At 47.4% G+C, this 25,594-nt stretch carries 24 protein-coding genes; 8 read left to right on the forward strand and 16 right to left on the reverse strand.

Features of this window, described 5'->3' with window-relative positions:
• Nucleotides 1–24: 24 nt before the first annotated feature.
• The gene (radC, locus tag ABY044_RS01270) at nt 25–708 is read right to left on the reverse strand and encodes a DNA repair protein RadC (RefSeq protein ID WP_373017331.1); all 684 of its coding nucleotides are present in this window, start codon (nt 706–708) and stop codon (nt 25–27) included.
• Nucleotides 709–770: 62 nt separating this feature from the next.
• Here radC and ABY044_RS01275 point away from each other — a divergent pair, with 62 nt between their 5' ends.
• Complete coding sequence (locus ABY044_RS01275) at nt 771–1,157, forward strand: acyl-CoA thioesterase (protein ID WP_373017333.1); 387 nt, start codon at nt 771–773, stop codon at nt 1,155–1,157.
• On the opposite strand, the gene ABY044_RS01280 is transcribed toward ABY044_RS01275, so the two are convergent.
• The gene (locus ABY044_RS01280) at nt 1,154–4,528 is read right to left on the reverse strand and encodes a mechanosensitive ion channel domain-containing protein (RefSeq protein WP_373017335.1); all 3,375 of its coding nucleotides are present in this window, start codon (nt 4,526–4,528) and stop codon (nt 1,154–1,156) included. The genes ABY044_RS01275 and ABY044_RS01280 overlap by 4 nt on opposite strands.
• A 568-nt stretch (nt 4,529–5,096) precedes the next feature.
• On the opposite strand from ABY044_RS01280, the gene ABY044_RS01285 reads away from it, so the two are divergent.
• Nucleotides 5,097–6,164, forward strand: coding sequence for a cytochrome c (locus ABY044_RS01285; protein ID WP_373017337.1), 1,068 nt, complete (start codon nt 5,097–5,099; stop codon nt 6,162–6,164).
• Between the two features lie 3 nt (nt 6,165–6,167).
• Nucleotides 6,168–7,430 carry an FAD-dependent oxidoreductase gene (locus tag ABY044_RS01290; RefSeq protein ID WP_373017339.1) on the forward strand — a complete coding sequence of 421 codons (1,263 nt, stop codon included), beginning with the start codon at nt 6,168–6,170 and terminating at the stop codon, nt 7,428–7,430.
• A gap of 44 nt (nt 7,431–7,474) precedes the next feature.
• On the opposite strand, the gene ABY044_RS01295 is transcribed toward ABY044_RS01290, so the two are convergent.
• On the reverse strand, nt 7,475–7,975 hold the full coding sequence (locus ABY044_RS01295; RefSeq protein ID WP_373017341.1) for a helix-turn-helix transcriptional regulator: 501 nt from the start codon (nt 7,973–7,975) through the stop codon (nt 7,475–7,477).
• A 122-nt stretch (nt 7,976–8,097) separates the two neighbouring features.
• Here ABY044_RS01295 and coaBC point away from each other — a divergent pair, with 122 nt between their 5' ends.
• The 3 genes from coaBC (at nt 8,098) to betT (ending at nt 12,668) form a co-directional block, all read left to right on the forward strand.
• On the forward strand, nt 8,098–9,312 hold the full coding sequence (gene coaBC / locus ABY044_RS01300; protein ID WP_373017716.1) for a bifunctional phosphopantothenoylcysteine decarboxylase/phosphopantothenate--cysteine ligase CoaBC: 1,215 nt from the start codon (nt 8,098–8,100) through the stop codon (nt 9,310–9,312).
• 152 nt (nt 9,313–9,464) lie between these two features.
• Complete coding sequence (locus ABY044_RS01305) at nt 9,465–10,586, forward strand: hypothetical protein (RefSeq protein WP_373017343.1); 1,122 nt, start codon at nt 9,465–9,467, stop codon at nt 10,584–10,586.
• Between the two features lie 99 nt (nt 10,587–10,685).
• Nucleotides 10,686–12,668, forward strand: coding sequence for a choline BCCT transporter BetT (gene betT, locus ABY044_RS01310; protein ID WP_373017345.1), 1,983 nt, complete (start codon nt 10,686–10,688; stop codon nt 12,666–12,668).
• Between the two features lie 63 nt (nt 12,669–12,731).
• On the opposite strand, the gene ABY044_RS01315 is transcribed toward betT, so the two are convergent.
• Nucleotides 12,732–13,367, reverse strand: a complete 636-nt coding sequence (locus ABY044_RS01315; protein ID WP_373017347.1) for a YchE family NAAT transporter — start codon at nt 13,365–13,367, stop codon at nt 12,732–12,734.
• 47 nt (nt 13,368–13,414) lie between these two features.
• Nucleotides 13,415–13,870 (reverse strand): RDD family protein, encoded by a 456-nt coding sequence (locus tag ABY044_RS01320; RefSeq protein WP_373017349.1) that lies wholly within the window; start codon nt 13,868–13,870, stop codon nt 13,415–13,417.
• Between the two features lie 330 nt (nt 13,871–14,200).
• On the opposite strand from ABY044_RS01320, the gene ABY044_RS01325 reads away from it, so the two are divergent.
• On the forward strand, nt 14,201–14,425 hold the full coding sequence (locus ABY044_RS01325; RefSeq protein ID WP_373017351.1) for an SHOCT domain-containing protein: 225 nt from the start codon (nt 14,201–14,203) through the stop codon (nt 14,423–14,425).
• A gap of 41 nt (nt 14,426–14,466) precedes the next feature.
• On the opposite strand, the gene ABY044_RS01330 is transcribed toward ABY044_RS01325, so the two are convergent.
• The 9 genes from ABY044_RS01330 to ABY044_RS01370 all read right to left on the reverse strand — a co-directional run bounded on the left by ABY044_RS01330 (nt 14,467) and on the right by ABY044_RS01370 (nt 22,007).
• Nucleotides 14,467–15,123 carry a hemolysin III family protein gene (locus tag ABY044_RS01330; RefSeq protein ID WP_373017353.1) on the reverse strand — a complete coding sequence of 219 codons (657 nt, stop codon included), beginning with the start codon at nt 15,121–15,123 and terminating at the stop codon, nt 14,467–14,469.
• A gap of 31 nt (nt 15,124–15,154) precedes the next feature.
• The gene (locus ABY044_RS01335; protein ID WP_373017355.1) at nt 15,155–15,667 is read right to left on the reverse strand and encodes a DsrE family protein; all 513 of its coding nucleotides are present in this window, start codon (nt 15,665–15,667) and stop codon (nt 15,155–15,157) included.
• A 117-nt stretch (nt 15,668–15,784) separates the two neighbouring features.
• The gene (locus ABY044_RS01340; protein ID WP_373017357.1) at nt 15,785–16,489 is read right to left on the reverse strand and encodes a type 1 glutamine amidotransferase; all 705 of its coding nucleotides are present in this window, start codon (nt 16,487–16,489) and stop codon (nt 15,785–15,787) included.
• Between the two features lie 114 nt (nt 16,490–16,603).
• A complete protein-coding gene (locus ABY044_RS01345; protein ID WP_373017359.1) occupies nt 16,604–17,323 on the reverse strand; it encodes a pseudouridine synthase in 720 nt (239 codons plus the stop codon).
• Nucleotides 17,324–17,350: 27 nt separating this feature from the next.
• A complete protein-coding gene (gene arfB / locus ABY044_RS01350) occupies nt 17,351–17,764 on the reverse strand; it encodes an alternative ribosome rescue aminoacyl-tRNA hydrolase ArfB (protein WP_373017361.1) in 414 nt (137 codons plus the stop codon).
• Between the two features lie 164 nt (nt 17,765–17,928).
• Nucleotides 17,929–18,762 (reverse strand): ABC transporter permease subunit, encoded by an 834-nt coding sequence (locus tag ABY044_RS01355; protein ID WP_373017363.1) that lies wholly within the window; start codon nt 18,760–18,762, stop codon nt 17,929–17,931.
• Nucleotides 18,759–19,670 carry an ABC transporter permease subunit gene (locus tag ABY044_RS01360; protein ID WP_373017365.1) on the reverse strand — a complete coding sequence of 304 codons (912 nt, stop codon included), beginning with the start codon at nt 19,668–19,670 and terminating at the stop codon, nt 18,759–18,761. The genes ABY044_RS01355 and ABY044_RS01360 overlap by 4 nt, the downstream gene beginning before the upstream one ends.
• A gap of 5 nt (nt 19,671–19,675) precedes the next feature.
• Nucleotides 19,676–20,806: an ABC transporter ATP-binding protein gene (locus ABY044_RS01365; protein ID WP_373017367.1), complete on the reverse strand. Its 1,131-nt coding sequence runs from the start codon at nt 20,804–20,806 to the stop codon at nt 19,676–19,678.
• A gap of 97 nt (nt 20,807–20,903) precedes the next feature.
• Nucleotides 20,904–22,007 (reverse strand): polyamine ABC transporter substrate-binding protein, encoded by a 1,104-nt coding sequence (locus tag ABY044_RS01370; protein WP_373017369.1) that lies wholly within the window; start codon nt 22,005–22,007, stop codon nt 20,904–20,906.
• A gap of 409 nt (nt 22,008–22,416) precedes the next feature.
• Between ABY044_RS01370 and dut the strand changes: the two genes are divergently transcribed.
• Nucleotides 22,417–22,878: a dUTP diphosphatase gene (dut, locus tag ABY044_RS01375; protein WP_373017371.1), complete on the forward strand. Its 462-nt coding sequence runs from the start codon at nt 22,417–22,419 to the stop codon at nt 22,876–22,878.
• Nucleotides 22,879–22,933: 55 nt separating this feature from the next.
• Here the strand turns inward: dut and ABY044_RS01380 are convergent, their stop codons facing one another.
• Both ABY044_RS01380 and ABY044_RS01385 read right to left on the reverse strand, forming a co-directional pair.
• Nucleotides 22,934–24,865, reverse strand: coding sequence for a putative bifunctional diguanylate cyclase/phosphodiesterase (locus ABY044_RS01380; RefSeq protein ID WP_373017373.1), 1,932 nt, complete (start codon nt 24,863–24,865; stop codon nt 22,934–22,936).
• On the reverse strand, nt 24,862–25,365 hold the full coding sequence (locus tag ABY044_RS01385) for a molybdopterin-dependent oxidoreductase (RefSeq protein WP_373017375.1): 504 nt from the start codon (nt 25,363–25,365) through the stop codon (nt 24,862–24,864). The genes ABY044_RS01380 and ABY044_RS01385 overlap by 4 nt, the downstream gene beginning before the upstream one ends.
• Nucleotides 25,366–25,594 lie beyond the last annotated feature (229 nt).

Raw genomic sequence — 25,594 nt, forward strand, 5'->3', positions numbered from 1 at the left:
TGGCCTCTTTTGATTCCGTAAATCCTAGACGGGCATTTGGTTGTGTTGTGCCATCGAGTGCCAGCGGCCAAAATCACCGAGTATGATGTGGTCCAGACATCGGACCTCTATCAATGTCAAAGCGTCACTTAGGGTTCGGGTCAATTCAAGATCCGTGCGGCTAGGGTTCGGATTGCCCGAAGGATGGTTGTGGGTGAGGATTACCGCGGTCGCATGTTGATCCAATACGGTTTTAAGGACTTCGCGAGGATGGACGCCGGCTTGGGTTAGGCTACCTTTGAATAACACTTCAAAAGCGATTAAGTGATGCTGTTGATCGAGAAGTAAAACGCCGAACTGTTCGCGTTGTTGAAATCCGATTGAATGGATCAGGTAGTTGGCGACGGCTTCGGGATCGGTAAAAGCGTCGCCTTTTTTCAATCCCGATTCAAAGTGTCGGCGTGACATTTCCAATATCGCTTTGAGTTGAACGAATTTGGCTTGGCCTAACCCTTTTGCTTCACAGAATTCGTTTTCGTTGGAGTTTAGTAGGGCATGCAGGTTGCCGAAATGATTCAGTAAGTTTTGCGCAAGCTCTACCGCGCTTTGACCTTTGACTCCCACGCGCAGAAAAATCGCCAGGAGTTCGGCATCGGATAATGCAGCCGGCCCGAAATGCAGTAGTTTTTCTCGTGGGCGGTCGTGTTCATGCCAGTCGCTGATTGCCATAGAGCTTGCCAACGTTTTAGATTAAGATAATCGCATCTTAAAAGTGGCGGAGAGTTAGGTCAATGTTTAAATATCCAATGCGGGTCAGAGATTACGAGTGTGATGTACAGAGAGTGGTCAATAATAGCGTGTACCAGAATTACTTCGAACATGCGCGTCATGAATTTTTATTATCTAAAGGCGTCGATTTCTCGGCCCTGGCGGAGATGGACGTTAACTTGATGGTTACGCGCGTCGAAATGGATTTTAAGCGTCCGTTACGACCTAAAGACGATTTTTACGTGACGGTAGAAGTGGAAAAGGTCTCTCGTATTCAATATGCGTTTATTCAGAATATTCATCATAACGAAAATGACACCGTAATGGTTTCCGCACGAACCATCGGGGTCGCCGTCAATGCCAAGGGTCGACCTATGGCTTCGACGGAATTGGACGACCTGCTGGTTTAATTTTTTTCGGAATGCCCTTCGGGCGCTCCGGAATCGATGTCCCTTGCGGGCTTGCCGGAGGCTTTGCTGAGACGGATTTCCAGCGGTTGCGACGTGTCGAGATGTACGTCGCGTTGCGGGAAGGCGATGACGATACCGGCCTGGTTGAGTTTATCGTTGATCATCGAGTTCAGTTGCGATCGAATCATCAGGAAGTTGTCCAGATCGTCTACAAAAACCCGTAACGACAGTTGCAGGGCATTGTCGCCGAAACTGTCGAAGATCACCGACGGCTCCGGATCGTTAAGAACGGAGGGGTGCTCGGTTGCGGCTTCTTTGATTAATTTCAGCGCTTGGGTGACATCGCTACCGTAAGCGATGCCGACATCGATTTTGACGCGAATGACTTGGTCGGTCAACGACCAGTTGATGAACTGTCCGGTGATGATTTGTTTGTTCGGAATCACCAGTTCTTGACGATCCCAGTTAATGATGGTGGTTGCGCGGATGCGGATTTTCGAAACCTTTCCTGAGACGCCGTCAACCGTCACGATATCGCCGACTCGCATCGGCTGTTCAAATAATAAGATGATACCGCTGACAAAGTTGGCGACAATTTCCTGTAGACCGAATCCGAGCCCGACTGATAATGCGGCTACCAGCCATTGGATATTGGACCATTCAATTCCGAGGGCGCGGAATATCACGACAAAGCCGATGATGGCGATGATGTATTGGGTCAACGAGCTAATGGCGTAACGAGCCGCATTACTGATCGGTAGATGTTTCAGCAGGGTGAATTCAAGCAGCCCGGGCAAATCTTTGGAGAGCAGTAAGGTCATGGCTCCGAGGGCCACGCCCAATACCAAGTCGCCCAAAGTTAACGGCACCTGTTGCACTACGCCGTCGATCATTTGCGATTTTGTCAGCGACAAGGTGCTGTCGTTGATCAAGTTCAAAGCAAGTAGGACGTCGCTCCATAATAGCCAGATCCCAAAGAGTAAAGCCAGTAAGTACCCCAGGTTTAAGGCTTGGCGAACTTGTTTGCTGAGTTTGTCGTAATCCAGATCGGCTTCTTCGTTAAGAGGCTGCTCGGCGGAGGAGGTGTCTTCTTCCGTGATTCCACTTTGTTCGTTATGTTGCGCCTGGAGTTTTTGCAGGCGTTCGGCGTATCGGATTTTTCGTTCCGATAAATACAAGCTGCGTAACAGTAACTCTCTGAATAGGTATACCATCAATATCCACGCCAGCGTCCAGTTGATTCTCTCTGAAATGACCAGTGAAGAGTAATAGTAACCGTACAGCGACAGCCAAATCAGAAATAGCGGAATGCCCATTAATAATGGAAACCAGATGAAATGCAGTTGTTGCCATTTGCGCGGTTGGTTGCGTTTAGCGAAGCTTTGCATGATGTGGCTGCGGGATGACCACAAGCGGTAAATCAGTACGGCGGACGTGATCATGAGAAGCACAAATCCGATGCGGCCGATCATTTGTTGATCGTCCGGGCTGTCGGTATAGGAGTTGATGTCGATAAACATGACTAAAATCGCCGCAACCGGTGTCGCCCATTGCAGTTCTTTGCTTAAGGTGTCGCGAACGCTTTTATGCCAACGGAAATGGCGTTCTGCAATGCCGTCGGGACGGCAGATTTGGTAGAGGCCTCTGAGAACGAATACTAGAATACCGGCGTCGATCAGGCCTTTGGCGATACCTTGGGTATACTGTGCGGGATTGGCCATATGTTCAAGCAGTGCCCCCAGTCCAAGCAGGCTGAACGGAATCAACAGGGCAAGCCCGAATGTGTAGCCGAAAGCTTGCAGGGTGTATAAAAATGAATCCGTTCTGACCGAAATGACCTGATTCGATGTTTTGGCGAGTCCGCGAATGAAACGTTTGCGTGCCAGGAGCAGTAAACCGATGACAAGAAACCATAGCGTTAGGAGTGGCTTTTCATTTTCATAAAGCCCGGCCAAATCCGTCAGTACCGCTTGATAGTTGGTAAACGAAAAAAACCATTTAATACTTCCCAAAAAAGCATCCCAGGAAAGTAAGCTGCTCATGCCGATGCTCGGCAGCCATAGAAGGTGATCGTTGAGGAAGCGGGTGTAGGTTTTAATTTCTTCTTGTTGTTGGCCATAAACCGAATTCAGTTCCGATAGGTTACTGATGAAGTCGGGGTACAGGCTTTGAAGTTCTTTGGCTGCCTGAATGTATTGTTCGTATAATTGATTGGCCTGGTTTTCCAGAGTCTCCCTTTCGGCTGCTGATAGCTTGTTTTGGTTTTGATCTTGCCATAATTCGATCAGTTTTAAATGTACCTGGCTTTCGGTTTCACGCAATTTGTCATTAAGTAACAATTGAGCCAGTACCGCTTTATTCAACTGGTCTTTGATTTTAAGTGTTTGGCTTGAACTGATATTGATGGCCGAGATGGTTTCCAGTCTTTTGTGCAATACTTGGGAAACGATTTCACGCGATCCCTCTAGTTCGACAATCTGTTTATCTCGGGCAAAGTGCGCCTTGAGTGTATTGATGGCTTCCGTTGTGACGTTGATTTTTTGGTTTACGGCTTTTTCCTGGCGCACCAACGCGGCTTTATCCTGCTGGATTTGGATGATTTTGCTTTGCAGAGGGTAGAGCGGATGGTTGGGTGCTAATTGCCCCTGCATAGCGGCTTTTAAGTCTTCTTCCGCCTGAGTCGTTTTGTAGCTTTGCAGTTGGGTTTGCAGTTGATTGGTTTGTTGTGCCAGCAGTTTTTTGTTGACCGTCCAGTAGTCACGTTCTGTTTGGGCCAGTTCGGTCAATTGGCCTAAATGATCCATTTTATAGTCGAGGAGCTTGAGATTTGCCTCTAGCATTTGCTGTCGAGATTTAAGCATGACGAGATGAACGCGGCTTTTGATATCCGTACCGGCACCCGCCGTTTCTAATTTGATACTCTCTTTTAATAGAGTCAGGTTTTTTTCGATTTCGGTTTTAATGCCGATGCCGTCAGTGGCCAATGCCAAGTACTGTCCCAGCATCTGATCCCAGTTCAAATAGTTCTGGTTGGACTGCTGCAAGTCTGTCTCGGCTTTGTTTAGAGCCTTGTTTAGAGCTTCTTTCGACAATATTTTTTTGGAGGGGGATTCGGCGCTTTTTAATCGCTCTTCCTGCTGTTTTTGAAGTGTTTTTAATTCGGTTATCCTGGCAGCGGATTTAGCGATTTGCTGCTCTAATAACGCCAGTTCATGTTGATAGGTTTGCGTTTCTATTTGCCAGTTGTTTGCTTTGTCGACTTGTAGCGACAGGTTCTTTTTGTCTTCTTCATTGAGGGTGTCGGCGAGATTGATTTCTTGGTCAAGCTGCTCTAAATCCGCGGGTGTTACTTGAACCGGAACATTCAGCACTGGTGATTCCTGTGCTGCCGAGACCGGAGCTACCGAAAAAAGAAACCAGGTCGTTATGAGAAGCAAAATCGTTTTAACAGGGCTCATAGTGAATTTAACTCGAAAGTGGATTTTGGCAAATCAATATTGAAAGTGGGTTTATTAGGTGAAAGCGTAACCGAAACCGTGAATGAAAGGAAAGAATTTTGTCTTCTTCTTCCGTATATATGGTGCTATTTGTTAGCCGATATTTGTGGCTTGAATGAGTGAGGTAATGTCCTGTGGCGAACCTGTTATTTAATACGGAAAATTTTTTGTCTATTCATTGAGCAGATTACCGAATTGGGCGAACTCAAAATGAAGAGGGTGCCCCTTTGTTGTTAGTAACTTTTTCTGTCTGTCATAAAAGCTTAATTTGTATAAAAAACCTTATATAACAATGGATTAATTACGCGACATTTGTCCTATGAGACATTTGCCCACTGGTCTTTCATAATTCTCTTAGTTAGTATGTGGTTATTGAGCCAGTCGGTGTCAAAACAGTTTTTTCTGGCCTGGCCATGTCCAATCACTATGTTAGGAGCGACCTATGAGATATCAAAAGGTTCCATTTTTATTGTCGGGGCTGTCAGCCGCTATATTGCTGGCTTCCTGCGGGGGTGGTTCGTCTTCGTCCGGTACAACCGGTACGGTTGATGCGACAACCAGTAGTGCGGTCATCAGCGGAACGGTTCCGGGCACCAAAATAGAAGCGTTTTGTGCCGACGGAAGTTATTACACGGTTAATTCAACCGATAACGGCACCAGTCAGCATCCGTTTAGTTTGACGGTTCCTTCCGGAGTTGATTGCCATTTGGTGATGACGACGAATGAAAACGATGCCGCTAACCGTATTATTACGCCGATTAAAATCGAAGCGGGTACGGTGACAAGTAGCGTGATCAACACGCAGACCGCGTTTGAATTGGGTTACGTGCCGTTAGAATTGAACATTGCCAATATTATCGATACGAACGGTGACGGGGTTGTCGATACACCTTTAACGATTACGCCCGACATTCCGGAAGGTGTTGCCATTCTTGATTTGTCGTTCGACGCAATGGATGACGACGGTGACGGTATTCCTAATGTCTATGAAGACGACGACGGTGATGGTGAATACAATCTTGAAGATTTGGACGACGATAACAACGGAACTTTAGATGTCGATGAAGTTGATAATCTGGATCACGACGGCGATGGCATCGACGATCTGTACGATCGCGATGACGACAATGACGGTTTGACCGACGATGTCGATAATGACGATGACAATGACGGTATTCCGGATTCGGAAGACAGTGATCATGAAGATGACAACGAAACCAGCACAAGTACGACGGTTTATACACCGGTAAGCGCTTATACCGCGTCGGTTGGTCGATTACTTGCATCGCAGTGTGCCCAGTGTCATGGTACCAACGGTTATTCGGTTAATAGTTGGGATAGCTTGGCGGGTGAGTCGGCTAGCGAACTGGTAGCGGAAATGTTGGAAATTAAGGCTGGAGAGGAAGCTCCAATTATGCAGGCTCAAGCCCACGGATACACGGATGCCGAAATTCAAGCTTTGGCTGAATGGTTTGCAACGCAGCCGGGCAGCGAGAGTGAGGAGGATTAAGTCATGAGTAAAACTGTATCGCGTAGAACGTTATTGAAAGCATTGGGTCTGGGCTCGGCGACTGCATTGATGCCAGGTTTATTGAAAGCCGCTACTTTACCTCATGTAGTCGTTGTCGGCGGTGGTTTTGCCGGTGCCACAGCGGCGAAGTATCTGAAGATGTGGGGTGGTACCAGCGTTGAAGTGACGTTGGTGGAATCCAATACCACTTATGTCTCTCCGATCTTAAGTAACTTGGTGTTGAATCATCAGAAAACCACCTCGGATTTGAGTTTTAACTATGTCAACCACAGTACCGTGTACGGTATCAATATGGTTCACGACAGCTTGAATTCGGTGGATAAGGCTAATCAGGTCATTACTTTGCACAGCGGTGCGACGTTGAATTACGATCGCTTGATTTTGGCTGGCGGAATGGATTTTGTCGATATTCCGGGCCTTGATTTCGAGAAGGTTCCGCATGCATGGAAGGCGGGAGCGCAAACCAATTTATTGAAGGATCAAATTGACGCCATGGTTGACGGGGATCATTTTGTGATGACCGTTCCGGCATCGCCTTACCGTTGCCCTCCAGGGCCTTATGAGCGTGCCTGCGTGGTAGCCGATTACTTGAAAAATACCAAAGGGTTGGTCAATTGTCAGGTAACGGTCTTGGATGCCAATGCCGCGATTACCGTGGAGGCGGATACGTTTGGTGCGAAGTTTACCGAGTACGGAGTTACCTATCGTCCAAATATTGCGATCGCCAGCGTGGATTCGGATGCGCGCAGCATTACATTCACTGAAAACGGCGGGGCGGAACAGACTTTAGGTGCGGATGTGTTGAATGTGATTCCTAACCAGAAAGCGGCCAAGATCGTGTTTGATGCCGGATTGAATTCCGGAAATTGGGCACCGGTCAATCCACTGAGTTATGAATCGACACTCGCGCAGAATATTCACATTATCGGAGATTCGCAAGCAACCGGTCAGCCTAAATCCGGACATATGGGGAATTCTCAGGCTAAAATCTGTGCCGATGCCGTATTACGTTCTCTGAACAATGTCGCATTGAATACCGCACCGAAAACCAATACGGCCTGTTACAGCCCGGTTTCGTCTACTCACGCATCTTGGTTGACCGCGGTCTATGAATACAATGCAACGACTCAGGCGATGCAGTTGGTACCGGATGCCGGTTATCCGGCTGCCGGAGCACCGAGTACCGAAAACTATACACAGATGTTTAATTGGTCGGGCAACTTGTTTGCCGATACCTTCTCCTAAGGCACGTAGAATAGGGATTTGTCATTAACCGGCTAACAAAGCGGTTAATAAACCAACAAATCCTCAAAAAAATAAGCCACTAACTCATGCCGGCCCGAGATGCCGGCTTTTTTGTATAGATTGGAAGCTTGTTGGCGTACGGTTTTTTCGCGCGTTTCGCGTACACTGGAAATCTCTTCCAGAGTCAGTCCTTTCAATAGCAACAGCCCGACTTCCTTTTCGCTTTTCGTCAGGTGCCACTCATCAAATTGAGTTTGAATAATTTTAGAAAATTCCCCCATCAATTTTTGCGCCTGCTGCTGGGAGTCGCTGAGCTGTTTTTCCGTATTGGAAAGTTTCTCGTGCATCGCTTTAATTTTTCGCGTTTGCTGAATGTTCCAATACATCATCAGGGCAAATCCTGCTAAAGCAAGGAGTCCGAGCAGGATTTCGACATAGGTATGGGCGTTTATTTTTCCCATGCCTTGCCAGTCCAGTAACACGTCCAAAAATGAGACGATAAAAATCAAGCTATAAGTGATGAGGCTAAACTTTAAAGGACTCATTTGTATTTCTTCCTTGGGTAAGTCGCCTATTTGGGGGTGAAAGCCTTGAGGCTTAAAATCCGTCAATAAGCGTTAAAAATAGGTATCATTAGAGCAGTTTAATGATTGAAGATGAATCTAACATGAAAATTCTGCTTGGCGTAACCGGCGGTATCGCTGCTTATAAATCTTTAGAGTTGACCCGCCTCTTTGTCAAAGCCGGGCATCAAGTACAGGTGGTGATGACCTCAGGTGCCCAAGAATTCATTCAACCGTTGTCTTTTCAAGCTTTGTCAGGTAATCCGGTGCGCGACAGTTTGTTCGATGCCAATCAGGAAGCGGGAATGGGGCATATCGAATTGGCACGTTGGGCGGATCAAATTCTGATTGCGCCCGCCAGTGCCGAAACGCTGGCTAAATTGCGCATGGGCCGTGCGGACGATTTGCTGACTACATTGTGTTTGGCGACCGACCGGCCGATTATGCTGGCTCCGGCCATGAATCGCTTGATGTGGGCCAATGAGGCAACCCAAGAAAATGTGGCCGTATTGAAACAGCGTGGGTTGACCGTTTTACAACCGGCTTCCGGTGAACAGGCTTGCGGAGAAGTCGGTGAAGGCAGAATGCCGGAACCGCAAGCCATTTTTGAAGCGGTTGAAGCGTTTCAAAAGCAGTGGAAACAAACCGAACGTGAACATGCGGAATTGAAGGCATTTTGGAAAGGCAAGTCGTTATTGATTACTGCCGGGCCTACTTACGAAGACATTGATCCGGTTCGTTTTATCGGCAATCGAAGTTCCGGGAAAATGGGGTTTGCGATTGCACAAACCGCTGCTGAGGCGGATGCTAAGGTCATTTTGGTTGCCGGACCGGTCAATTTGCCGACGCCGAAAAATGTCGAGCGCATTGATGTACGTTCCGCTCGTCAGATGTTCGATGCGGTGCAAAAACAGTATGCAATGGCAGATTGTTTTATCGGTGCCGCCGCGGTAGCGGATTTCAGGCCTGAGCACCTCCAGGATCAGAAGATCAAAAAGCAAACGGACAGTGAACGGATGACCATTGAATTGGTTAAAAATCCGGACATTATCGCTTGGGTTGCTCAGCAAGATAATAAGCCGTTTGTGGTCGGTTTCGCTGCCGAAACCGAAAACGTTCTCGATTATGCCCGCAGTAAATTGAAGAGTAAGCGATTGGATATGATTTGTGCGAATCAGGTCGGAGAAAATCAAGGGTTTGAACGCGACGATAATTCGTTAACGATTATCACGGATCAGGATCAGCAAACATTGCCTATTTCTTCCAAATTTCAGCAAGCGTTTTCATTATTGAAGGCGATTAGTAAAAAATATACGTAACTTTTACAATTTGCTCCGGCTCAGTGCTGATGCGGGGTGTGGCCGTTTTTAAGGGCCGAAATCTTCAAAAATCCCTTGAAATGGGGTTTGAAACGCCTGTCTTGATTTGTTATGGTGAAAAAAGTAACCAAAATTAGGGCGGGTACATTTCAATGAATTCATTCAGAATTTCTACAGTTTTATTAGGCGCTTTATCGGCGTCTTTTTCTTCATATGTTATGGCATCAAACCAACTGACGTTGGGTGCTTGGTATAACTATGCCAACGAGAACGATAATATTCCCGGTAATGACTATACGGCTAATGGCGACTTTGGGTATGGTGCCGTGATTTTGTATGCCGACGGTGCCGCCGAAAAAGGACAGGGTAATTGGTCTTATTCGGCCGAATTGCGTGTCGGACCGGGATCGTTTACCGATACGCTGAATAACTCGACCGGCGACGAAGTTTCGCTGCATAAGGCATGGATCGGGTTTGATTTTGAAAACGATTACAAGTTAATCGTCGGTAAGAGTCAGGTGCCTTTCGGTTGGAAAACAACCAACTTTTGGCCGGGCGATATGTTTCTGGGCGGGTACGGCGATCAGATGGACGTCGGTCTGAAGCTTGAGGCGCGTAAAGGCAAGTTGAACTATAACCTGGCTTATTACTTTCAGGACGACTGGTGGGCGACCAGTACCGATACCAATGACGATAATAAGCATTGGGGGTCTTCTGAAACCTACCGGAAAGTCGGTACTTTCGTCGCCGATGTGAATATGGCGGTCGTACCGAATCACATCGTGGGTATGTCATTGCAATCCGGTCAATTGGAAGATCTGACCGCAGAACGTTCCGACCCGACAACAAAACTCAATAGCCGTCATGAATCCGACGGCAGCCATTCTGCCGCCGCGGTTTACTATAAAGGTCAGTTTGGACCGACATTTGTGAACGCTGAAGTGGCTCAGACTCGACGCACAATGCCGGGCGATTTGGTTGCTTCGGATGGCATCGCCAGTAAATACGAAACCATGCGCTATGCGGTTGAAATCGGTCGCAGTTCAGGAGATTGGACTTACTATCTGGATGCTACTTGGGCGGATTCCAATACCAAAGGTAACGACAACGGTACGATTGCCGCCTACGCTCCCGGCATTCGTTACGACTATGGACCGGGTTGGATCTATGCCGAATATCTGACGCAGAACGGTTATATCGACCGCTACGGTGACGCAGTGAGTGAGGACTACGAATTCAACGCCTTCTACCTGTCCGTAGATTGGTACTACTAAGCTCTATGCTTATTTCTTAAGCCAAAACTTGGCTGTCAATCCTGAGCGGGTCAGGGTTTAACCTTCCGCTCACTCCAAAAAAATCAAAGGTGTTTACCGATGAGTACTGTCAAAAAAAATGAAGCTGCGCGCTTGAATCCGCCGGTGTTCTATACTGCTTCCGGCATTATTGTTTTGTTGTTGATTTATACCGCTTTACTGCCCGAACATGCCGAATCGGCGTTTAGCAGTTTACAAAGCGTTTTGGTTGATAACGGAGGGTGGTTTTACATCCTGACCGTTGCCATCATTATGATTACGGTAGCGTTTTTAGGGCTTTCCCGTTATGGAGAAATCAAACTGGGACCGGATCATGCATCGCTGGATTATTCCAATATAACCTGGTTTTCCATGTTGTTTTCAGCCGGAATGGGGATTGGTTTGATGTTTTTCGGGGTGGCCGAACCGGTAATGCACTTTTTGGCGCCTCCCGTTGTAGAAGGCGGTACGGTTGAAGCGGCGCGTGAAGCCATGCGAATCACTTTTTTCCATTGGGGACTGCACGCCTGGGCGATTTATGCGATCGTCGCATTGATTCTGGCATTTTTCAGTTATCGTCACGGTTTGCCGTTGACCTTGCGTTCCGCTTTATATCCGTTAATCGGTGAAAAAATTTACGGGCCAATCGGGCATGCCGTGGATGTATTTGCCGTTATCGGAACCGTTTTCGGTATCGCCACGTCTTTGGGTTATGGGGTTTTACAAATGAACACCGGTTTAAACTATCTATTCGGTGTGCCGGTCGATACGCTTTCCCAGTCGCTGTTGATTGCCGCGGTCACCGCGTTAGCCGCGGTTTCGGTTGCAACCGGTTTGGATAAAGGAATTCGACGTCTGTCCGAATTGAATATGAGTTTGGCCGTTGTTTTGATGCTACTGGTTCTGTTTTTAGGGTCGACGGTCTTTTTGTTACAAACCTTGATTCAGAATGCCGGTTCCTACCTGTCGGACATTGTTCGAGTCACTTTCAACCTTTATGCATATGAGAAAACCGATTGGATCGGTGGTTGGACCATTTTCTACTGGGCTTGGTGGCTGGCTTGGGCACCGTTTGTCGGCTTGTTCATTGCCCGTGTTTCCCGCGGCCGAAGCATTCGTCAATTTGTTACCGGCGTGCTGTTCGTACCGGTGGGATTCAGTATGATGTGGTTTACTTTTTTCGGAAATTCAGCGATCGATATGATTCTGAATGATGGTTTGACCAGTCTTGGCGAGGCCGTTTCCAATGACGTCGCGATTGCTTTATTCGTATTTTTGAATCAATTTCCATACGGCGAAGTGCTGTCGTTTATTGCCATTGTCATGGTGGTGATTTTCTTTGTTACTTCGGCGGATTCCGGTGCTATGGTGGTAAATATGTTGTGTTCCAACGGGCGTGACGATACGCCGTTATGGCAGCGTATGTACTGGGTTGTCGGAGTTGGTTTGATTGCGGTGATTTTGTTGTTGGCCGGCGGGTTGGGGGCTTTGCAAACCATGACGATTGCCAGTGCCATGCCGTTTTCGATTGTACTGCTGATGTCCACTTACGGTTTGATTAAAGCACTTCGTGTCGATATCGCTAAGCGGGATAGTTTGCAAGCCAACGTTTCCCCGGTGCCAAGCGGCAACAGCGATTCCAGTTGGAAAGAGCGTTTACATAATATTGTCGATTACCCGAGTCGTTCGGCCGTTCGTCGCTATATTCAAACCATTGCCAAGCCGGCTTGTAAAGAGGTGGCCGAAGAGTTGGAGGCACAGGATCTGGAGGTTAAGGTTGAAAATGAACTTGATCGAGACCGTGTGCGTCTGATTGTCCATCATGGCGAAGAGATCGATTTTGTATATGAAATTCGTAGCCGCTCTCATTTGCGTCCGGAATTTACACAGGTTGAAGAAGCGTCCGACCAGATGGACGAAAGTGCACACTATTACCGTGCCGAAATCCATTTAGCCGAAGGCGGGCAGGACTATGATGTGATGGGTTGGTCAAAGACCGCCATCATCAATGACATCATCGACCATTATCATAAGCACATGCATTTCCTGCACGTACTACGATAAGCCGTAAGTCGGCTGTAAAACAAACGCCCGCTAATCTGCGGGCGTTTTTGGTTAGGTCAAACGTTATTGCGCCAAGATCGGGAAGAGGCCGCGCATTCCGTTGGCGATAAATTCAACGGCGATGGCCGCCAATATCAATCCCATGATACGGGTGAAAATATTGATGCCGGTCGTGCTGGAGTGGTTGGTGATCCAGGGCGATAAACGCAGCAAAGCCCAGACAATGATTCCTAAGAGTACGATGCCGAAAGCTATGACCATATAATGGCTGACCGAACTGGATTTGTGCGCGGCTAAAATCACGGTACTGATTGCTCCCGGTCCGGCCAGCAACGGCATGGCAAGCGGCACAATCGCTACGGATTCTTTTTGCTCCGATTCGTACGCTTCTTCTTTGGTTTGTCTGGCCGGACTGGTTTTACCGTGCAACATGGATATGGCCATCAATAAAATCAAGATTCCGCCGCCGACCCGGAAGGAATCGATGGTGATGCCGAAGAATTTCAAGAGCGCTTCACCGAAAAACAATGAAACCAACAAGATGCTGATGACTCCGATGGCAACCAGATTGATGGTCACTCTGCGTTCTTTAACGGTTTCGTCCGCGGTCATACTGATAAACAGAGGAATGGCGCCGACCGGATTGATGATCGCGAGTAATCCGATAAAAATTTTAAAGTATTCAGCGTAATCCAGCATGGTGGAGTCTTCTTAGTTAGATGTTTAATGGAGGCGGCAGTTCGAATTCAGTCCTCAGACTCGAATTTTACCGGTTCGGGTACGGTTGAGCGAATGACCACCGTACCTGCCAGCTTATCATGCCAACCTTGTTTTCGACGGTCAATACCAACCCAGATAATGCCTAGAAAGAAAGGGATAATCGAAATGTAATAAGCTAGGTAGCGTCCGATAAGCTGTCCGGTAGTGGGTTGTCTGCCTGTTTTTGCATCGACTATTTTTAAGTTTAACGCCATTTTTCCGGGGGTAGCGGATTTGTATTTCCAAAATAGGATGATCGCAATGGCCGGTAAAATGTAATTAAGCATCAAATCCCAGAAGCCGAAGAAATACGCTTCGCCGCTCCAGTAGGCTTCCCCGTAAATCAGGCTGAGCAGTGGGAAAATAATGATGATAATTAGAATTGAATCAATCAGTGCTGCTCCTGTTCTAATCCAAAAACCTGCATATTGCACATTATTCATAATCACTCCTTAGAGATATTGAATTGAGTAACGAGTTTAGAAATGTGGCTTAACTGTGTTGAGCGTGACTTTGGAAACGATTCACTTATGTTTTATGAATATCAGCCATCCTAATCTAAGCGAATTTTCGAGTCAAAGGATAGTTCGGTAAACTGGCGAAAGTGGGGAGTGTTAAGTTTTCAAAAAACGATGTCCATGTTATGTCTCACATGCGAATAAAATTGGAATGTCTGGTAAATTAATTGTAAATACAGTAAGTTAGGTTTTGAGGTGTTGAACAATCGGATTATGTTGATTCGCTTTTAAACACGAGCCTCAAAGGAGCATAATATGCATTATTGGTATTCGGATATGCCATGGGGAGGCGGTTTGGGTATGTGGTTATTTTGGATTGTTTTACTGGTGGTGATAATCATACTGGTAAAGATGATATTGCCTTTAAACAACAATTCTGTCTCACCTGAAACGCCGTTGGATATTTTGAAAAAACGTTATGCAAAAGGTGAAATCGATCAAGAGACCTATGAGAGCATGAAAAAGACTCTGGAATCTTGAATTAAGGTCAATCGATAGGGGGAGTTATTTATTAATTCCCCCTAGACGGCATACCAATATACTGCTAGATAATGGCTGACACTTCCGCCCAAAACAAACAGGTGCCATATCAGGTGGCCGTAGGGCAGACGGGAGTCGGTGATGTAGAAGATAATGCCTAAGGTATAAGATAAACCACCTGCCAGCAGCCAGATCAGGCCTTCCGTAGCCACCTTGTCGATCAAAGGTTCGAACGCAACGATCATCACCCAACCCATCATTAAATACAGCATATTGTAAAAAATCGGGCGATGCGCCTTGTCGAATAGCCTTAGCAAGATGCCGAATAGGGCGAGTCCCCAGACGACCCCAAAAATAGACCATCCCCATGCGCCGTTTAGGACGCCGAGCGTAAAGGGAGTATAGGTTCCGGCAATCAACAGAAAAATGAGTGAATGGTCGATCGCCTGAAAAATTCGTTTGGCTCTTCCCGGAGGCATGGCGTGGTAGAGTGTCGAACTTAGATACAGCAGAATCAGGGTTGCGCAAAAAATGCTGACACCGACCAGATAGCCGATGTCGTCGGAATTTGCGGCATGGATAATCAGAATCGGCGTTCCCACGATGGCGGCGACTACTCCGAGTCCGTGACTCAAGCTGTTTGCCATTTCCTCGTTTCTGGATTGCGGGCGGCCTTTGTCTAGGGCGATACTTGCCATCTTCGTTCCTTTAGTGTGTTCAATAATCAAGTCAGACGAACTTGATGTAAGCGTATCCCTGCATTTGTAAATCGATCATACGGGTATAAGCATCGAAAACAATCTTCACGCCGGGCAAGATTTCGTTGGCATTCCAGTGGTGCGCTTTCATGGTGACATGGCAAAGCTCCACACTGACGCCGTTATCGATCAGCTCTTTGACAACTTTGGTATTGGGGTTGACGTCAAACGGATTGCCGGTGGCGTTTTGGTAACCCTCATCCTTGAGTAGCCAAAATCCGGCTGCGCCATGCACGACCAGACTGATATGTACTTGGTTTAAAGGGACGTTCTGCTTTTTATAGGCTTCAATCAGACCTCTGGCGTAAAACAGAGCTTTACCTATGCCGGCTTCTGTATCGTTTTGATTGATGTCGTAAACGACTTTGATGTCATGCTTTTGTTGCACCTTGATGATGTCGGGTGCTGCGTAAGCCGTTTCGGAGATTGATAATAAAATGGCGAATGCCACTATCCACTTAAGCGCTTGAAACCTGTTAAACATGAGCATTCTCCTTATGGATGTCTGCCAAATGATGGGCAGGCAAAGGTGAGTGTTTACAGAAATTTCCGATAACCATTAAGCATTCGCTTAATGGTTAAAGCTAAAGTGTAGCGGTTATTATCGATTTGTTCCAGTCAAAAATGCGAGTATTTCCGACATGAGTTGCTGATTTTTCTGATATTTTTCTTCGGACGCCTCAAGAATAGCCTGTTCCGACTGAATGTATTTGGCGGGAATTAAATCTTCTCGGTACTGTGTTGCCAGCATTTTGGCCGATTCCGGTGTGGTTTCAATGTGGAACTGCAGTCCGATCGCCGAATCGCCTAATTGGAAGGCCTGGTTTTTACAAGCTTCGCTGCTGGCCAGCAAAGTGGCGCCTTCCGGAAGGTCAAAGGTTTCGCCGTGCCAGTGGAACACATCGGTGGAATCCGGGAGTTTGAAAAGTGTTTCATCGGTGCTGATAACCGAATGTACCGGGAACCATCCAATCTCTTTATGTTCGCCCGGGTAGACGTTTGCGCCCATGGCACTGACGATCAATTGCGACCCCAAACAAATACCTAAAACCGGTTTACCGGCTTGAATGTAGCGTCTCAGCCACTCTTTTTCAGGGGCAAGCCAAGCGAGTGTTTCTTCGTCGTTGACGCTCATCGGCCCACCCATCAAAATTAAAAGGTCGATCTCGTCAATGTTCGGTAATTCAACCGAATCGTCTGATTCAAATATACGTGTATTGGTAATATCGTAACCCGCAGAAACCAACCATGGTTCGATTCCGGCCAAGTCCTCAAGTGGATCGTGCTGTATAAAATGCGCGCGCATGAATTATCCTTCGTTATAAGTGTTCTTTTAGGGAATAAAAGTTTATTTATTGTAAATAATACACTGGCTCTTTGGAAGAGCAAACCGATGGTTTTGAGTTGCAATCTAAGGGAATTACCCTGCTAGGTTGGTAATGTTTTGTACTTCTTCCTTGCTGAGAGTGCGGGATTGACCGGGCGTGAGTTGAGGGTCGAGAGAAAGGTTGCCGACGGATTGGCGGTGTAGTTTGACGACCGGGTTACGGAAGCGGCCGAACATGCGTTTGATTTGATGGTATTTGCCTTCGTGTAGCGTGACTAACGCTTCGTAATCCGAAAGGATTTGTAACTGAGCAGGTCGGGTGGTGATGTTTTCATAGGCGAAATACATGCCTTCCTCGAAGGCGTCAATATAGTCAGCGCTAAGCGGATTTCCAAGTGTGACGTGATAGGTTTTGGGCACCTTGCTTTCGGGCGAAGCTAATAGGGTCGACCAGCGCCCGTCGTTGGTCAGCAACATCAAGCCGGAGGTGTATCGATCCAGTCGGCCGACCATGTGCAATCCTTCCCGCTCGTCGGGCGGGATTAAATCGAGGATGGTCGGATGCTGTTCGTCTTTGGTGGCACTGACCACGCCGACGGGTTTGTGAAGCATCAGGTAACGGGGTGTTTTTGCTTGTATCACCTGATCGTCAACGCGGATATGCGAAAACTCGTCGACCAGTTGCTGGACGTCGTTTGCCGCTAAATTGTCCACCCAAATTCTATTTTGCGCCAGCATCAGTTTGACGTCGCGGCGGTTAATATTAAATTGCGCGCTGATAAAACGATCCAGCCGCATACGTTGCCCTGCCATATATTCAATCTTCCCGATTCAAAGGCATTAATCCAATACCTTGCTACGCAGGGCTTTGATTTGGCCGCGTTTGGTTTTGCTGTCCATGCGTCTCTTTTGAGAGTTTCGTGTCGGCTTGGTTGCGTGTCTCACTTTATGTACCACCGATACGCTTTTGATGAGGGTTTGCAGGCGTTGCAAGGCGTCTTCTCGATTCGCGTCTTGAGTGCGGAATTGCTGGGCTTTAATGACGATGATGCCGTCTTTGGTAATGCGGGAATCTTTCAGGTTCAGCAGGCGTTGTTTATAGAAATCCGGTAACGAAGAAGCATTGATATCAAAACGTAAATGGATAGCGGAAGCGACTTTATTCACATTCTGTCCACCGGCGCCTTGCGAACGGATTGCGGTCAGTTCGATTTCATTGTCCGGAATGGAAACGTTGCTAGAGATAATGAGCAAAACAGTCCGCCTTTTGCGTTCGCCGCGAATAAATTATTGGGTGTGTAAATGTTCATTATCCCATTAAGCGCGGTAGCGATTCAAACTCCAAGCCAAACGGTTTGTTCGGCTTGGCAAATAATTTATAAGCGGCGGTTTTATCTAGGCAGGAGCAGATCGGATAATTAACTGTTTTCCGGATGCATTTCGGTGCGCCGGATCTTTTCCTGGCGATACATGACATAACCGGCGATGGCGACGGCCAGGCTGACTAATAAGACGATTAGGGTAGCCAGAGCATTGATTTGTGGGCTGACCCCTAAACGCACGCTGGAATAAACCACCATCGGCAAGGTTGTGGAACCGGGACCGGAAACGAAACTGGCGACGACCAGATCGTCAAGCGATAGGGTAAAAGCCAATAGCCAGCCAGCCATCAATGCGGGGGCGATGATGGGCAGCGTGATGGTTAAAAACACTTTGACCGGGCGGGCGCCCAAGTCCATCGCGGCTTCTTCCAAACTACGGTCTAAATGCGCGATACGCGAGCGAACCACGACGGTAACATAAGCCATCGAAAAGGTCATGTGAGCCAGAATAATGGTGGTTTGTCCGCGGCCTTCCGGCCAGCCAAGCCATTCGCTCATTGCGACAAACAGCAGTAGCAGTGAAAGACCGATAATCACTTCCGGCATGACCAAGGGAGCGGCGACCATGATTTCTAAAAGGTTTCGTCCGCGAAAACGGCGAAAACGTACCAGTGCCAGAGCGGCCAAAGTTCCCAGTACGACTGCGAAGCTGGCGCTGATTGCGGCGATTTTGATACTTAGCCAAGCGGCATCCAGAATTTGTTGGTTGTGCAACAATTCGCCGTACCATTTGGTGCTCCAGCCGCCCCAGACGGTGACCAGACGACTTTCGTTAAAGGAGTAGATGATCAGGCTGATAATCGGTCCGTACAGAAACGCATAACCGAAGACCAGCAGTGTCATTAAGAGAGGAAAACGACTTTTTATCATTGCTGTTTTTCCTCCTGACGTCGTTCATAGTATTGCCACAAAATAAACGGAACGATCAATACCAGCAGCAGTACCGCCGCCAAAGCGGAAGCGACCGGCCAGTCTTTGTTGCTGAAGAATTCTGTCCACATGAGTTTGCCGATCATCAAAGTGTTGGGGCCGCCGAGCAGGTCGGGAATGACGAATTCGCCCATCACGGGAATGAAAACCAGCATGGCGCCGGCGATAATGCCCGGCATCGACAGCGGCAGGGTAATGGTGACGAACTGTTTCCAAGGCTTGCATCCCAGGTCGGCTGCGGCTTCAAGCAGTGAGTTGTCCATGCGGATCAGTGTGGCGTATAGCGGCAAGATCACAAACGGCAGGTAAGAGTAGATGATGCCGATATAGATGGCGATCGGTGTATACAGGATTTCCAAAGGTTGGTCGATGATCCCCAGCCACATCAAAGCGTTATTAAACAGTCCGTTGTTTTTCAGGATGCCGATCCATGCATAGACCCGGATTAGGAACGAAGTCCAGAACGGTAAAATAATCAGCATCAGCAGAGGCAAACGCCAGTGCTGAGGTGCTTTGGCGATGGCGTAGGCCATCGGGTAACCGACTATAAGGGTTAACAGCGTGGAAATTGTAGCGACAGTAATCGAATTCTTGATGGCGTTGAGGTAAAGCGGATCTTCAAACAGCAATAGATAGTTGCTGAAATTGACGACCAGCGTCACTACCCCGTCTTCGACCGTACGAATAAACGGTAAATAAGGGGGCTGCATCAAGGCGCCTTCCGAAAGACTGATCTTGAGGATGAATAAGAACGGCAGTAGGAAAAACAGCGCCAACCAGAACCAAGGTAAGCCGATAATGCCGACTTTACCCCAGTTACGCTGGCGGAACCACTGAGTCAATTGCATCCTTGTCACTCCACTAACAGGCTACAGGAGTTGGCGTGCCACGACAGGCAAACCGATTCATCCCAGCTTAAAGGCTGTTCTGCCAGTGCTTGTACGTTTGACTGAGTGAATTGGATGCGTTTTCCCGTCGGTAAATCGGCATGGTAAATCGAGACATCGCCCAAATAGGCGATCTCTTTGATAACGCCTCTAATCTGATTAGGTTGTTCGTTTGTACAGGAGATGACCTGTAGTTTTTCGGGACGAACTGCGACTGTGACCGCCATTCCGGCCACCAACGGTTGGGAGTGGCGTACCAACAGTTGCCCGCCGGCTTCTTCGGATTCAATCAACACTTGGTCGTCGTGCTGTGAAGTGACGGTACCGTTGAAAAGATTGATCAGACCGATGAAGTCGGCGGCATAGCGGGATGACGGGTATTCGTACATTCTTCGCGGTGTGTCGACCTGCATGACACGGCCGTCGCGCATCAAGGCGATACGCGACGACATGGTCATGGCCTCTTCCTGATCGTGAGTGACGACAATGAACGTAATTCCTAATCGTTCTTGAATGTTCACGAGCTCGAACTGGGTCTGTTCACGTAGTTTTTTATCCAAAGCCCCCAGAGGTTCGTCCAGTAGCAGAATTTTAGGGTGCTTCGCCAGTGAACGAGCCAAAGCGACGCGCTGTTTTTGTCCGCCGGATAGTTGGTGCGGTTTGCGTTTTGCGAGGTTATCAATCTGTACCAGGTGCATCATCTCGCGCACGCGCTCGATGCGTTCCGACTTAGGCATGTTTTCTTGCTTTAAGCCGAAGGCGATGTTGTCTTCCACACTCATGTGCGGGAACAGCGCATAGGATTGCAGCATGATATTCAACGGGCGTTGGTAAGGCGGTAGATGGGTGACATCCTGACCGTCAAGATAGATACGACCCGAGGTCGGTAAGTCAAAACCGGCCAGTAATCTCAGCAGGGTACTTTTCCCGCAACCGGATGCGCCGAGTAACGAAAAGAACTCGCCCGGATAGATTTTCAGACTGACGTCGTCAACGGCGTATAAATCACCGTAGGTTTTGGTGACCTTGTCAATCTGAATAATCGGCTCATTTTCGGAAGCGTCGACTTCGGCAAACGGCTTGTTGTGATCCTGCATGGACATACCTTGGATGAAAAAAATGAAAATTGAAGTGGTTATTAAAAACCCGCCGAGAGGTTCAATTAAATCTCTAAGGCGGGTTGATCAAAGCGGGTTATTGACCGGTTTTGACGCGTGTCCAAGCACGGTTCATCTCTCTGGTCTGCTTGTCTGTCGGGGTGTTCAATACCATGAAATGATCACGCGTAGTTTGCGGCGGGTAAATGCCCGGATCGTTACGAACCTCTTCATCCAATAAAGCAGTGGCTTTGCTATTGGCATTCGCATAAGCGACGTAATTGGAAATAGGCGCAATCACCTTAGGGTCTAACAGGTAGTTAATGAACGTATGAGCGGCTTTCGGATTTGGCGCGTCGGCCGGAATCACCATAACGTCTGTCCATACAACCGCACCTTCGGCAGGAACCAAATAAGCGATTTCGACACCGTTTTTAGCTTCGTCGGCACGGTCTCTGGCTTGCAGAATGTCTCCCGAGTAGCCTTGAGCGACACACAAGTCACCGTTAGCCAAATCGTTAATGTATTGCGACGAGTGGAAATAACGGATGTTAGGACGTACGGCCATTACGGTATTGACGGCATTTTTGATTGACTGTTTGCTGAAGTCGTTTGGTGACTCGCCCTTATAGGCGTGAGCGGCAGCGAAGACTTCGGTTACGTCATCCATTAAAGAAACGCCGCAGGTAGCCAGTTTAGAAACCACTGCCGGATCAAATAATAGGCGCCAGTTGTCTAACGGAAAATCGTCTCCGAGAATCGCTTTGACTTTTTTGACATTGATACCGATTCCGGTGGTTCCCCACATATAAGGCACCGCATAAGCGTTGCCCGGATCGATGTCCGCCAACGATTTCATGATGTCAGGATCCAGATTGGCGTAATTGCTCAATTCGGCTTTATCCAGTTTTTGGTACAGACCGGCTTTGATGTGGCGCTCGACAAAAGGGCGGGCGGTCGGAAAAATCAGGTCGTAACCGCTTTTACCTGCCAATAGTTTGGCTTCCAGGACTTCGTTGGAATCGTAAACATCGTAGACCACTTTGATACCGGTTTTAGCTTCAAAATTGGCCAGAGTTTCGTCTGTGATGTAGTCGGACCAGTTATATACATGAAGTTCTTCTTGAGCTTGAGCTGAAAAGCTGAAGCCAAGCATGAAGGCGGTAATAAATGCGTTAAATGGTAAAAGCCAGTGTTTCATTTGCATATTCTCCGAAAGAAGAAAAAATAACTGGAAAAGCTCCAGTATCAAGTGGTTGTTGTTTGATATCGGGAAGTCCGGATAACAAGCGAACTGTATCGAATTTTTTTGTAAAACTAAAGATATTTTTTATGGTTTTTTACCACGCTTCAACAATGCCCAATCCTTTGATTTGACGAAGGCGGATTAATGCACTCGGGATTCGGTAAGTGTACGCCAAGACGCAGTTGAAAATCAGTGGTAAATTGCATGATTTTTTTATCGTATGTCTGTGTCGATTCATGAGCGGATTGCGCCGACACGGACTGCCGAAATCGTATTTTGGTGTAGAATAGTTTTAATTTTGTTTAACCGGTCTACGTCGTCGGTTAAAGTCAGTTAATAGTATCAAGAGCAAAGGAAAAACGCGATGACCATGCAAGTCCAATACAAAATTTTAGACCCACGTTTAGGCAAAGAGATTGAAATGCCGCATTACGGCACGGCAGGCTCGGCCGGTTTGGATCTGCGCGCTTGTATTGACGAAGACATGACGATCGAACCGGGACAGACGGTATTGATTCCGACCGGTATGGCGATTCACTTGGATGATCCGGGGTTGGCGGCGATGTTATTGCCGCGTTCCGGACTGGGTCATAAGCACGGGATTGTGTTGGGTAACTTGGTCGGGTTGATCGATTCCGATTATCAAGGGCCTTTGATGGTGTCTTGTTGGAACCGCAGTAATACGGCTTATAAGGTCGAAGTTGGCGAGCGCATTGCACAGATGGTGATTGTTCCCGTGATTCAACCGGTGTTTACTCAGGTTGAAGAGTTCGGCGATGCGACGGAACGCGGAGAGGGCGGTTTCGGGCATACCGGCACGAAATGATCTGTTGAAATATCGATTTTCATGCATAAAAAATCCGGCTATATTGCCGGTTTTTTTATGCGATACGGTTTTGTTTGCGAGCGTTTAAATAGTCGTTGAAAGCCTCGACGGTCAGGGGCCTGGAGAAGAAGTAGCCCTGGAACGCGTGACAGTGTTGTTGTTGCAGATAGTTGACCTGATATTCGGTTTCCACGCCTTCGGCAATGATCTTGATGTTCAAGGCTTCGGCTATGTGGATAATCGCTTCGACCATGCGCTTTTGCTGGTTGTCGGCCTGAATGTAGTCGATGAAACTTTTATCGATCTTGATCGACTGAATCGGCAGTTGACTGAGGTAGCTGATCGATGAATAACCGGTTCCGAAATCGTCCAAATGGAATACGAAACCGGCGTCGGCGAGTTTCTTTAAATCTTCAATCGGCGTGCTTTGATATGCGATGAGTTCGTATTCGGTAATTTCAAAGACAAGGTGAGACAGGTCGGCGTCCAGTTGGCGAATCAACCGGGTTAGGTTCTCACGGAAGTCGGGTGAGGCGATGTGTTTAACCGAAAGGTTGATCGCCACTTTGATGTTCAATCCTTGTTGTTGCCAAGTTTTTTGTTGTTGTACCGCCTGATTTATGACCCATTCTCCGAATGCGGTTGTGTGATAGCCTTTTTCGATGTAGTCGATGAATTCGTTCGGCATGATCAGGTTTCTGGTTGGATGGTTCCAACGTACCAAGGCTTCGGCGCCGATAACTTCTAGGGTGTTGGCATCAATCTGCGGCTGGTAGTAGAGTTCGAATTCATCATTTTCCAGAGCGCGTTTGATTTCAATATCCATTTCGTGCTCAAGCTGAATCATTTCGCCTAATTGTTCGTCGTAGAAACTGAATTGGTTTTTACCTTGTTGTTTAGCGTGATACATAGCGATATCGGCACTTTTAACCAAACTCTGAATCGCCGACTTTCCTTGGGCGTCTTTCGGATATTGAGCGATTCCCATGCTGAAAGTGACATAAAACTCGGTGTAGTTGATCTGTATGGGAAGGCTAAAGGCACGGGTGATGCGCTCAAGAATCCGGTTTAGTTCCTCATGTTGGGTGAATTCGTCAAACACCAACAAAAATTCGTCTCCGCCCAAGCGCCCCATGATGTCTTCTTCGCGGATGACTCCGGTCAAGCGTTTTGTATATTCGATCAATAATTGATCGCCGGCTTCGTGTCCTAACAGGTCGTTGACGTTTTTGAAATCGTCGAGATCGATCAGGGCGATAAAAAAGGATGAGTGGTGGCGCTGCGCTCGCACTAACTGCTTTTCGAGTAGGCTTTCGATGTTTTTTCGGTTAGGGATGCCGGTTAGGGGATCGTAAAACGCAAGAGAGAGCAGTTCGGCTTCGTGGAGCTTGTTGAGTTTAAGCAGTTTGCGTTGTCGCCAGTATAGCCAGAAGCTTAAGCTGAGTAACAGTAAGAATACGATTGCAATGACTTGATAGAGCCTGAAGCTTTTGTATTCTTGAGTGCGGAACTCAATGTAGTTTTCACGGGTTTTATGCCAAGCTTCGCGTTCCCGGTTTTCCGAATCCAGATAAATGTCCGTGACCAGCTCGTTGAGTTCGATGATTTGGCTATGGGGCATGTTAAGACGATACGTTTGGATCAGGGAAATCGCTTTTTCCAGTTCGGGTTGCACGTCGTCGACGAATTTTTGGTCGATTGTGTAGCGGGTTTTTAAAAAACCGATCGAGGCTTCAAAGTAGTTGATCGCATTATCGAGTTCGTCTTCACTTTGTAGACGAAGCGCTTCGAGATAACTCGAATAGCCTTTTTCAGCCATTAAACTGACTTTGAAGGTGAAGCGGATGCTGTCGACGTTCATGACGGTTCCGGTCGATTGCGCGATCTTCTCGGGCAGTCCTCTGATCGAGTAATAATAGTAGGCGATCGCCGTTGCCAGTACCGTTACGATAATGAGGGGGAGTTGCAGTTTTTTTAACACGTTCATTTAAACTCGATTCGGTTGATCATCCAAATCCATTTATAAAGATCCATTTCAAAATCTTTACTGTTGGGGGTGTAATCCGGGAAAACGATGCGTATGGGTCCTTTGTCGCTGACTGGGACGTATTGCCCGTTCTTTCTAGTGACCAGCAATATGCGAAATTTTGTCCAGTCGGATTTTTCGATGTCGGTTTCATAATCGTCGATCGATTTGAAATGGATCGATTGGGTTTCGGGAAGGGCGTATTTTGCCACCAAGTCCTCCAAAAATATACCGCTATAATTGTCTGTGCTTTTCTCCCAGGGATTGTAAAAGCGTAACTCTTTAAGGGTGAAATCCGCCTCTAATTTTTTTACGGTCAGGTGTTTGGGAGCATTCTCTTGTAACAGACCCGAAAGTCGAATCATTTTATCGCCGTCGCTATCTTGGGCGTTGACCGAAAAAGCATAGCCAAATAGGCACATAAATAAGATGGTGCTTAGAATACGAGTTAATCGAATCATGCTCTTCTCCTTGATGTGCCTTGTACGTTTTGAACTATGTCGTTAGAGTCGGTTTATTGCTCGTTTTACGTACGATGTCACTATGCTCTTATGATAAGAAAAAAACAGGCGTGATTTCATTTATTTTTTATGACTATTTTTACGTCGGCTTGTGGGTAACTTGTACGGTCTTTAATGTCGACATAAATTCATGACCTGAAATCAATATCTTAACGGCGTCTTCCCGGCT

This window comes from Thiomicrorhabdus sp. (assembly GCF_041583835.1).
In the GTDB taxonomy this organism is placed as follows: Bacteria; Pseudomonadota; Gammaproteobacteria; order Thiomicrospirales; family Thiomicrospiraceae; genus Thiomicrorhabdus.

Bases quoted from the DNA above. Each gene is read 5' to 3' on its own strand.
- radC (WP_373017331.1), bottom strand. From the start codon at position 708: ATGGCAATCAGCGACTGGCATGAACACGACCGCCCACGAGAAAAACTA.
- ABY044_RS01275 (WP_373017333.1), top strand. From the start codon at position 771: ATGTTTAAATATCCAATGCGGGTCAGAGATTACGAGTGTGATGTACAG.
- ABY044_RS01285 (WP_373017337.1), top strand. From the start codon at position 5,097: ATGAGATATCAAAAGGTTCCATTTTTATTGTCGGGGCTGTCAGCCGCT.
- ABY044_RS01290 (WP_373017339.1), top strand. From the start codon at position 6,168: ATGAGTAAAACTGTATCGCGTAGAACGTTATTGAAAGCATTGGGTCTG.
- ABY044_RS01295 (WP_373017341.1), bottom strand. From the start codon at position 7,975: ATGAGTCCTTTAAAGTTTAGCCTCATCACTTATAGCTTGATTTTTATC.
- coaBC (WP_373017716.1), top strand. From the start codon at position 8,098: ATGAAAATTCTGCTTGGCGTAACCGGCGGTATCGCTGCTTATAAATCT.
- ABY044_RS01305 (WP_373017343.1), top strand. From the start codon at position 9,465: ATGAATTCATTCAGAATTTCTACAGTTTTATTAGGCGCTTTATCGGCG.
- betT (WP_373017345.1), top strand. From the start codon at position 10,686: ATGAGTACTGTCAAAAAAAATGAAGCTGCGCGCTTGAATCCGCCGGTG.
- ABY044_RS01315 (WP_373017347.1), bottom strand. From the start codon at position 13,367: ATGCTGGATTACGCTGAATACTTTAAAATTTTTATCGGATTACTCGCG.
- ABY044_RS01320 (WP_373017349.1), bottom strand. From the start codon at position 13,870: ATGAATAATGTGCAATATGCAGGTTTTTGGATTAGAACAGGAGCAGCA.
- ABY044_RS01325 (WP_373017351.1), top strand. From the start codon at position 14,201: ATGCATTATTGGTATTCGGATATGCCATGGGGAGGCGGTTTGGGTATG.
- ABY044_RS01330 (WP_373017353.1), bottom strand. From the start codon at position 15,123: ATGGCAAGTATCGCCCTAGACAAAGGCCGCCCGCAATCCAGAAACGAG.
- ABY044_RS01335 (WP_373017355.1), bottom strand. From the start codon at position 15,667: ATGTTTAACAGGTTTCAAGCGCTTAAGTGGATAGTGGCATTCGCCATT.
- ABY044_RS01340 (WP_373017357.1), bottom strand. From the start codon at position 16,489: ATGCGCGCGCATTTTATACAGCACGATCCACTTGAGGACTTGGCCGGA.
- ABY044_RS01345 (WP_373017359.1), bottom strand. From the start codon at position 17,323: ATGGCAGGGCAACGTATGCGGCTGGATCGTTTTATCAGCGCGCAATTT.
- ABY044_RS01355 (WP_373017363.1), bottom strand. From the start codon at position 18,762: ATGATAAAAAGTCGTTTTCCTCTCTTAATGACACTGCTGGTCTTCGGT.
- ABY044_RS01360 (WP_373017365.1), bottom strand. From the start codon at position 19,670: ATGCAATTGACTCAGTGGTTCCGCCAGCGTAACTGGGGTAAAGTCGGC.
- ABY044_RS01365 (WP_373017367.1), bottom strand. From the start codon at position 20,806: ATGCAGGATCACAACAAGCCGTTTGCCGAAGTCGACGCTTCCGAAAAT.
- ABY044_RS01370 (WP_373017369.1), bottom strand. From the start codon at position 22,007: ATGAAACACTGGCTTTTACCATTTAACGCATTTATTACCGCCTTCATG.
- dut (WP_373017371.1), top strand. From the start codon at position 22,417: ATGACCATGCAAGTCCAATACAAAATTTTAGACCCACGTTTAGGCAAA.
- ABY044_RS01380 (WP_373017373.1), bottom strand. From the start codon at position 24,865: ATGAACGTGTTAAAAAAACTGCAACTCCCCCTCATTATCGTAACGGTA.
- ABY044_RS01385 (WP_373017375.1), bottom strand. From the start codon at position 25,365: ATGATTCGATTAACTCGTATTCTAAGCACCATCTTATTTATGTGCCTA.